The sequence below is a fragment of the Streptomyces sp. NPDC059080 genome, from assembly GCF_042739975.1.
GTDB classification, from domain to species: Bacteria; Actinomycetota; Actinomycetes; order Streptomycetales; family Streptomycetaceae; genus Streptomyces; species Streptomyces benahoarensis.
In genome coordinates, this window is record NZ_JBHYGX010000017.1 from 21,272 (window position 1) to 28,786 (window position 7,515).

A 7,515-nucleotide genomic window follows, 5' to 3' on the forward strand; every position below is an offset into this window, starting at 1 on the left:
CGTCACGCCCGCCACCCCACCCGGTGCTCCGCGAGCCGGGACAGTACGGCGTGGTGGGCCTCCCAGCCGTCCGGGAACTTCACCGTGACGCCGAGCTGCACCGGCTCCGTCGACGGGTGCTCGTCCAGCAGCTCGGCCACGCCCGCCCGGCAGACCACGATGCAGGCGTGGCGGTGGCGGGAGGCGAGCACGCACAGGCGGCCCGTCTCCAGGTGGAACGCGGTGGCGTCGGGGCGCCCGGAGAGCGGGTGGAGCACCACCGTGACGTCGTACTCGCGGCCCTGGAGGCGGTTGGCGGTGTCCACCACGACGCCGCTCACCCCCAGCTCGGAGAGGGCCGCGCGCACCGCGGCGGCCTGATCGCGGTGCGCGGTGCCGACCGCGACCCGGGCGGCCGTCACCGGCTCTGGATCCGGACCGCGCTCGCTGGTGGCGGCCGCGCCGCGGTCCAGCAGCCGCCGCACCACCAGGGCCACCGCCCGTACCGCCTCCGGGTCCGTCCGCGGGGTGTGCCGGGCGGGCAGCTCCAGCAGGCCCCAGCCGGACACCGCGGCCTCATCGAGGACGCGGTCGACGCCCGAGCCGTCGCCCGGAACCCCGAACGCCAGGCTCCGGTCGCCGGGGCCGGTGCCGCTGCGGAAACGGGCGAACGGGTAGAACGCGTCGGACACCAGCGGCGCCGCCGACGCGGGCAGCCGCCAGGAGACCGGCAGGCGGTGCTGCGGCAGGTCGGGGTTGTGCGCCAGGAGTGTGGCGACGGCGCTCGACGACGGGTCGTACGCCAGACCGGCCCACTGCTCGGCGCCGACCACGCTGAACGGGTCCAGCTGTCCCGGGTCGCCGACGAACAGCGCCCGCTCGAAGAGCCCGGCGACGGCCAGCAGCGCGTCGGAGCGCATCTGGTACGCCTCGTCGACGATCGCGTGCCGCCAGCCCTCCTCGACCTTGGTGTGGGCCCACTTCGCGGCGGTGGAGACGACGATGTCCATCCCGGCGAGGTCGGCGATCTTCGCGGAGGTGCGGACCTCGGGCAGCGTGGCGAGCGCCGGGTCGACGGTGCCCGCCTCACTGCCGTGCAGCCGCCCGACCGGCAGCTGCGGATCCTTCTCGGCGAGGCGCAGCACCAGGTCGTCCACCTGGGCGTTGGTCTGCGCGACGATCATCAACGGGTGCCCGGCCGCGGCGAGTTCCCGGGCCGCGCGGACCACGAGGGTGGACTTGCCTGCGCCCGGCGGGGAGTCGACGACCACGCCGGGACGGGTGCCGTGCAGGGTGTCGTGGAGGATCGCGTCCGTCGCGGCGGCGGCCGCCGCGCCCGGGTCGAACGGCTCCGCGCCGCCCGGCCCGGGGGCCTGTCGCGTCGTCCACGGGGCGCCGGTCACAGGAAGTCCTCCGGGGTCGTCGGGTCGGGGGCGTCACCCTCGGGTCCGGTGGCGGGCGGGCCGCCGTGCGTCCACGGGGTGTCCTCGGGCTCCGGCAGCTGCGGGCCGCCGCGCGGGGCGTGCTCGAACAGCGTCCAGCACACCGTTTCACCGGGCTCGGGCACCGAACCGGGCGCGGGCACCTTGCCGCGCCCCATGCCGCCGGTGAGCCGCACCGTCAGGCTGCCCGCCGCCCCGTCCTCGTACGCCACGAACACGGCGCTCTGCGCCTTGCCGTCGGGTAGCGGGCGGTGCAGCCGGGCGCCGTCGGTGAGCAGCGGGGTGTCGGCGGTGCGCAGCGTCACCAGGGGCCGCGGCATCGGGCGCGGGCCCGCGGAGAACGCCTCCTCGACGGCGGTGACCTCCCCGGCGAACGCCTCCCCGGCCAGCCGCCGCCCCGCCATCACCAGCGGATCGTCCAGCGCCTCCTGGGCGTCCAGCTGGGCCTGCGCCGTCTCCCGGGAGGCGAGCTTGCGGGCGGCGGTGACCGCGTCGTCCCGCTTGGGCTGCGGCGGCTCGCCCGCGCGCACCCGGTCGCGGTGGGCGGTGTACGACCAGCGGTCGCGTTTCCAGCGGTCGGCGACGTGGTCACCGGGCGGCAGCGCGCGCAGCAGGTCGTACCCGCGCCAGACCGCGTCCCAGGCGGGCCGCAGCTGGCCGCCGATCAGCTCGCGCAGCTCCTCCGCGGCGCCGGGCACGTCCGCGTCGTACCGTGCCATCGCGGGCGCGAGCAGGGCGTTGTCGAACGCCGGGTCGGTGGCGGGGCCGGCGGGCGGGCAGTGCAGCATGCCGGCCGCGCCGCGCGCCGACTCCGCGCGCTCGGCGGCGGCCCGGCCCGACAGGCCCTCGGGCGGGTCGATCCAGGCGAGCAGGGCGCCCAGATGCTGGTCCTCCAGGGCGCTCTGGCCCGTCGCCCAATGGCGGGTCAGCAGCTCCGTCATGGACGGCAACAGGCAGGAACCCGGCACCCGGGCGCGCTCGCCGAGATGGGTCAACCAGCGGCCCAGCAGCGGCACATGGGGCGGCGCGGGATACGGCGTCTCGGGGTCCTGCTCGGCCGTCCGCCGGAACCGCGTCGAGCGGCCCAGCAGCCGCATGTACGCGACGCCCGCGGTACTCGGCACGATCAGCTGCGGGGCGTCGGCGCACAGCTCGGCCTGGACGGTGACCTTCTTGCCGGACTCCGGGTCGGTCTCCTTGCGCTCCTCGTGGCCGACGGCGTCGGCGAAGCCGTCGAGGTACGGCAGGACCGCGTCGGCCAGCTCGGCGAGGAACGCGAAGCGCAGATCGCGGTCGCGGGGCTGCGCCACCGTCAGCAGCAGCGGCCGCTCGCGGTCCGTGCCGACGAGGGCGCCCAGCGGTGCACCGGCCTCGCCCGCCGTCGTCAGCGGGACGCACACCAGCGGGCGGTCGGACAGATGGCGGTGGCGGACGGTGGTGAGCGGGCGGGCCGCCCCGGCGGCCGCCGCCTCCATCCGCGCCAGCGTCTCGATCAGCGACATACCGGATCCTCCGCTCCGGGGGCGGTACGGGGGACGGGAACGGGCGGCCCGGCGGCGGCCAGCGCCTCGGCGCGCAACCGGGCGGCACGGCGCAGCGCGGCGAGGGCGGGGTCGGTGTCGTCGGGGGCGGCGGGGTCCGGGGCCTCCGGATCGTGCTCCGGAGCGGCCGGGTGTTCCGGTCCTGCGCCGCATCCCGGGGCGTCCACCGGGGGAGCGGCGGCGTCCGCCGTCCGCTCCGCTGCCGCCGCCAGCACCTCGTCGATGGTGCGCAGCGACCCCAGTTCGCCGCGTACGCCGCGGCCCAGGGTCTCCACCGCGCCCCGCTCGCGGGAGCGGCCGCGGCAGTGGAACGCCAGCTCGCAGGCGGCCAGGCACTCCGGGGCGTACGCCGCGTCGACCGTCTCGACGGCGGCGGCCAGTTCGTCCGCCGGGCGGGTCGCCGTCCGGCCGTCGTCGGCGAGGTGCAGGTCGAAGGTGGTGTCCGGGGGCAGGGCTGCGGCGATCTCGTCGACCCGGGTGAGGCGGGCCAGCTGCCGCCGGGTGGTGGCGAGCTGCTTACGGATGTCGACGGCGGCGGCCGTGGGGAGGTTGGAGAAGTCCTGCGGGCACACCAGCAGCACCCGGTCGCCGACCCGGGCCGGGCGCTCCCCATGGGTGGTGACCTGCGCGGCGACGCCCTCCAGGGCGTGGACGTAGACGGCCGCCTGCCGGGCTGCCGCGCCCACCTTGGCGGCGTCCGCCGCGCCGTCGATCATCGGGAAGGACTTGATCTCCACGACCGTCCAGACGCCGTCCGGGCGGACCACCACCGCGTCCGGCTCCACATAGGCGGGCGAACCGGCGACCTCGACGGCGAGCAAGGGGTGGTCCAGCAGCGTCCAGCCACCGGCGGCCGTGGCCTCCCGCAGCGCCAGCGCCGTCCGGGCGGTCCGGCCCTCGGGACCGGCCGCCGCCAGGTCCGGCGCGGCGACCTCGCCCTCCTCGGGCGCGGGGGTGCCGGACGGCAGCCGGGCGTGCAGCAGCCGCAGCAGCTCGGCGCCGCCGTCCGCCTTGACGCGGGCCTCGAAGCTGTTGCCCCGGGCGAGGGCGAACCGGGACTGGCCGTGGCCCGCGGGGGAGCCGAGCGCCTGGGCCAGGGCGCCCTTGTCGACGCCCGCGCCGTCCAGCAGCGCGCGGCGGCGGCAGCCCGGGTTGGCTGCCAGCGCGGCGAGCGCCCGGGCGTCGAGCGCGCGGGGGCGTATGCCCGGCCCGCGCAGCTCGGTGAGGCGCTGCCGCAGGCTCGGGGGCGGCGTCGGCCGTGCGCTCGGGGCAGCGGCCGCCGCGGGTCGGCTGTCGCGGAAAACGTTCACCCGGCGAAGTCTCGCATCCGGCACCGACAACGCCCCCGGCCCTCGCGCGACGAGCGGCGGCCGCGCGGCCCCGCCGGGTCCGGCGCCGCCACGCCGCCCCGTGCAGCGCCGCATACGCGTACGCGGCGGCGACGCCGACCACCGGGACCCCGGTGAACAGCCGGTTCAGCGCCGGTTCCGGGGTGAGGTGCAGGAGCCGCTCCACCCGGAGGAGGGCGCTGCCGTGCCCGGGGCGGCCCGGCCCCGTACGACCCGGTACGCGATGATGGAATTCCGCGGGGCGCGCGGGCCCGGCGCCGCGCCCGCGCCCGCCCGTACGGTGATGACGCCGCGGTGCGCCCGCGGCGTCACCTGCACCACCTGCACCACCTGCGACGAACAGCCGAGAGATCGGCGAGAGGTACGGCCCCCATGGCAGCGCGCATCTTCCTGGCCCGGCACGGACAGACCGAGTGGTCCCTCTCCGGCAGGCACACCGGCCGTACGGACATCCCGCTCCTGGAGGAGGGGCGCACGGGCGCGAAGCTCCTGGGCGAGCGGCTGCACCGCGCGCCCTGGGACGGCCTGCCCGGCGTCGAGGTGCGCACCAGTCCGCTGCGGCGCGCCAAGGAGACCTGCGAACTCGCCGGGTTCGGCGACCGCGCCGAGGAGTGGGACGCCCTCATGGAGGTCGACTACGGCGCGTACGAGGGCCTGACGCCCGCACAGATCAAGGAGCGGCGGCCCGGCTGGCTCCTCTGGCGCGACGGGGTCCCCGAGGGCGAGACGCTCGCCGGGGTCGCCGCGCGGGCCGACCGCGTCATCGACTGGGTGCGCGCGGCCGACCGCGATGTGCTGGTCTTTGCGCACGGCCACATCCTGCGCTCCCTGGGTGCCCGCTGGCTCGGCCTGGACGTCTCGTTCGCCGCCCGCATCCGCCTCGACCCGACGTCCCTGTCGGTCCTCGGCTGGGCCTACGGCGAACCCGCCATCGAGCGCTGGAACGACACCGGCCACCTGGGCTGACCGCGGTACGGGGCGTCGGGGCCCGCCTGCCCCCCCCGGGTGCGTCAGCCCTGGCGGGGCGCCGGGAGCGCCGCGTGCCGCTCCAGGAAGGCGGCGACCTCCTTGACGGAGCGGTGCGGCCGCAGCGCGCGGGCGGTGGAGTCGAGCATCGCGCGGATCCGGGACGACTTCACCTGCCCGAGCAGCCGCAGCGCCCGGCTCCCGGTGACGCCCGCCTCCTCGGGGGCGCCGTCGGCCGCCAGATCGCCCGCCAACTCCGTCGTGAACAGCGCGATGTTCCGGGTGAAGTGCGGCTTCTGGAGCGCCACCGCACGGCGCGCGTGCGCCACCGCGCGCCCCCCGTCGCCCAGCGCCGCCCAGCACTGCGCCTCCAGGCCCTCCAGCTCCGCCTCGCCGTAGAAGCTCATCCACTCGGGGTCGTGGTCGGTGGGCCCGCTCCCGAAGAACCGCCGGGCCCGGGCGAGCGCGCGCTCGCAGCCGGAGCGGTCGGTGAGCAGCGCCAGACCACCCGCCTCCCGCAGCGCCAGCAGCGACTGGAGCCGGGGCGAGGCGAGGCGCCGCGCGGCCCGCTGGGCGGCCTGCGCCGCGCGGACCGCCTCGCGCGGGCGCCCGGCGTCCCGGGCGAGGAAGGCGGTGTTGCAGAACGCGTGCGCCTCCAGCGCCGCGTCGCCGCAGACCCGGGCGGTGGCCAGCGCCTCGGCGTAGTGCGAGCGGGCGTCCCCGAAGCGGCCCGAGTCGTGCGCCAGCCAGCCGACGGACAGGGCCAGTTCACCGGCGCCGCAGTGCAGCCGGTCGGCGACCGAGCGCCGCTCCGGGCCCGCGTCCAGCAGGGCGTACGCGGAGTGCAGCGGGGCCATTGCGCGGTGGTAGATGTCGTCCGCCCCGTGCCGGTCGTCGAGCAGCCGGATCCGCCGGACCGCGTCCTCGACGGCGTCGGCCTCGGCGGCGCCGGGACGGCCGCCGGGCGACGGCCGGGGCGCGGGGACGGTGAAGGCGGGTGGGGCGGCGATGCCCAGGGCGGCCGCCGGGCCGCCGGTGATGAACGCGCGACGCAGCACGTCGCTCTCCTCGCAGCTCTGGATACAGGTATCGCGGTGGTCGGGTTCGGGTGCCAGGGGCGGGGCGCTGACCGTCGCCGTACGCGCCCCCCGTCCGCGTACCGCCTCGCGCGGCACGAAGCCCATGCCGGACAGCGACAGCCCCGGGAACATGTGCCGGAACACGCGCTCGTAGGCGTAGTTCGGGCAGCGGATCTCCCCGGACTCGACGCGGCCCACATAGCGGGCGTCGCACGAGACCTGCTCGCCGATTTCACGGGCGGACCGTCGGACCGCCGCCGCGAACTCGCCCGGTGACAGCTTGCCGCGCAGCTGCCGGAAGGCGGTGTTCGGACGGGCGGGGACGGTGCGGGACGACACTGAATGCGCAGCTGGCGACGCCATGGCGGACCTCTCTGTGCCCTCTCCGTGCCCTCTTTCCGGCGATGCCGCTTCCTGGCGGAGCGGCGGGACGACCGTACCGGCTGTGATGGCGCCGATACGGAGGGTATGGCTACAAACCGGATATCTCACCCACGATCCGCCATGAACTGCCATCCTTTGCAGCGGTCCGGCGCCGTGGCTGTTGACGGGGCACGCCGTTGGACACGGTGTCGATACGCAGCGGTGCAGGAGGAGGGGTTTTCCGTGCGGAAGTCCGGTGTGGGTGAGGGTGGCACGAGGTGCGCCGGGACGGGCGCACCGCCCGTTCCTGCCCCGTTCTGCGACCTCGTCACGGTGCCTGCCCGGCAGGGACTCGAAGCCGTCGACATCCTGCGGCTCCGCGACGGCGTCGGCCCGGTCCTGCACGACGCCCCCTGCCACACCCTCGGCTTCCTGGTGCCCGCCGGGACCGCCGAACGCTGGGACCTGCCCGGCAGCGCCTGCACCCGGACGTTCGGCCGCGGGTCCGCCACGGCTGCCGGGCGCGGCGCGCCGGAGCCGCCGGTGACCGGGACCGGCTGGCTGGTGCCGCCCGAGGGTGCGTACGGCGACGCCACCGACCCGGTCGTGCTGCGGGCCGCCCTGGGCGAGGCGGCCCGCACCATCGAGGCCGTCGACCGCTGCCGCTGACGCTCGGTCAGGACGTACGAAGCGGGCCCGGGGCGCCCGGGGTTGCGGGGGGGGGCCGGGGGGGGCGGGGTGGGGGGGGGGGGGGTTTTAAAAAAAAACAGCCCCCCACACATACCATAATATGGGT

Annotated in this window: 6 protein-coding genes; 2 read left to right on the forward strand and 4 right to left on the reverse strand. The window is 76.9% G+C overall.

Going from position 1 to position 7,515, the window contains the following annotated elements:
* Positions 1-2: 2 nt before the first annotated feature.
* The 3 genes from ACFWWQ_RS15995 to ACFWWQ_RS16005 are packed head-to-tail and all read right to left on the reverse strand — an operon-like array spanning position 3 to position 4,272.
* The gene (locus ACFWWQ_RS15995) at positions 3-1,382 is read right to left on the reverse strand and encodes an AAA domain-containing protein (protein ID WP_384596338.1); all 1,380 of its coding nucleotides are present in this window, start codon (positions 1,380-1,382) and stop codon (positions 3-5) included.
* Positions 1,379-2,923: a hypothetical protein gene (locus tag ACFWWQ_RS16000; RefSeq protein WP_384596341.1), complete on the reverse strand. Its 1,545-nt coding sequence runs from the start codon at positions 2,921-2,923 to the stop codon at positions 1,379-1,381. The genes ACFWWQ_RS15995 and ACFWWQ_RS16000 overlap by 4 nt, the downstream gene beginning before the upstream one ends.
* A complete protein-coding gene (locus ACFWWQ_RS16005) occupies positions 2,914-4,272 on the reverse strand; it encodes a hypothetical protein (RefSeq protein WP_384596344.1) in 1,359 nt (452 codons plus the stop codon). Before ACFWWQ_RS16005 ends, ACFWWQ_RS16000 begins: the two co-directional genes overlap by 10 nt.
* A gap of 411 nt (positions 4,273-4,683) precedes the next feature.
* Between ACFWWQ_RS16005 and ACFWWQ_RS16010 the strand changes: the two genes are divergently transcribed.
* Positions 4,684-5,277, forward strand: coding sequence for a histidine phosphatase family protein (locus tag ACFWWQ_RS16010; RefSeq protein WP_384596347.1), 594 nt, complete (start codon positions 4,684-4,686; stop codon positions 5,275-5,277).
* A 44-nt stretch (positions 5,278-5,321) separates the two neighbouring features.
* On the opposite strand, the gene ACFWWQ_RS16015 is transcribed toward ACFWWQ_RS16010, so the two are convergent.
* Positions 5,322-6,719 (reverse strand): tetratricopeptide repeat protein, encoded by a 1,398-nt coding sequence (locus ACFWWQ_RS16015; RefSeq protein WP_384596350.1) that lies wholly within the window; start codon positions 6,717-6,719, stop codon positions 5,322-5,324.
* A gap of 243 nt (positions 6,720-6,962) precedes the next feature.
* On the opposite strand from ACFWWQ_RS16015, the gene ACFWWQ_RS16020 reads away from it, so the two are divergent.
* Positions 6,963-7,388, forward strand: coding sequence for a hypothetical protein (locus tag ACFWWQ_RS16020; protein WP_384596353.1), 426 nt, complete (start codon positions 6,963-6,965; stop codon positions 7,386-7,388).
* The last annotated feature ends 127 nt before the right edge of the window (positions 7,389-7,515 follow it).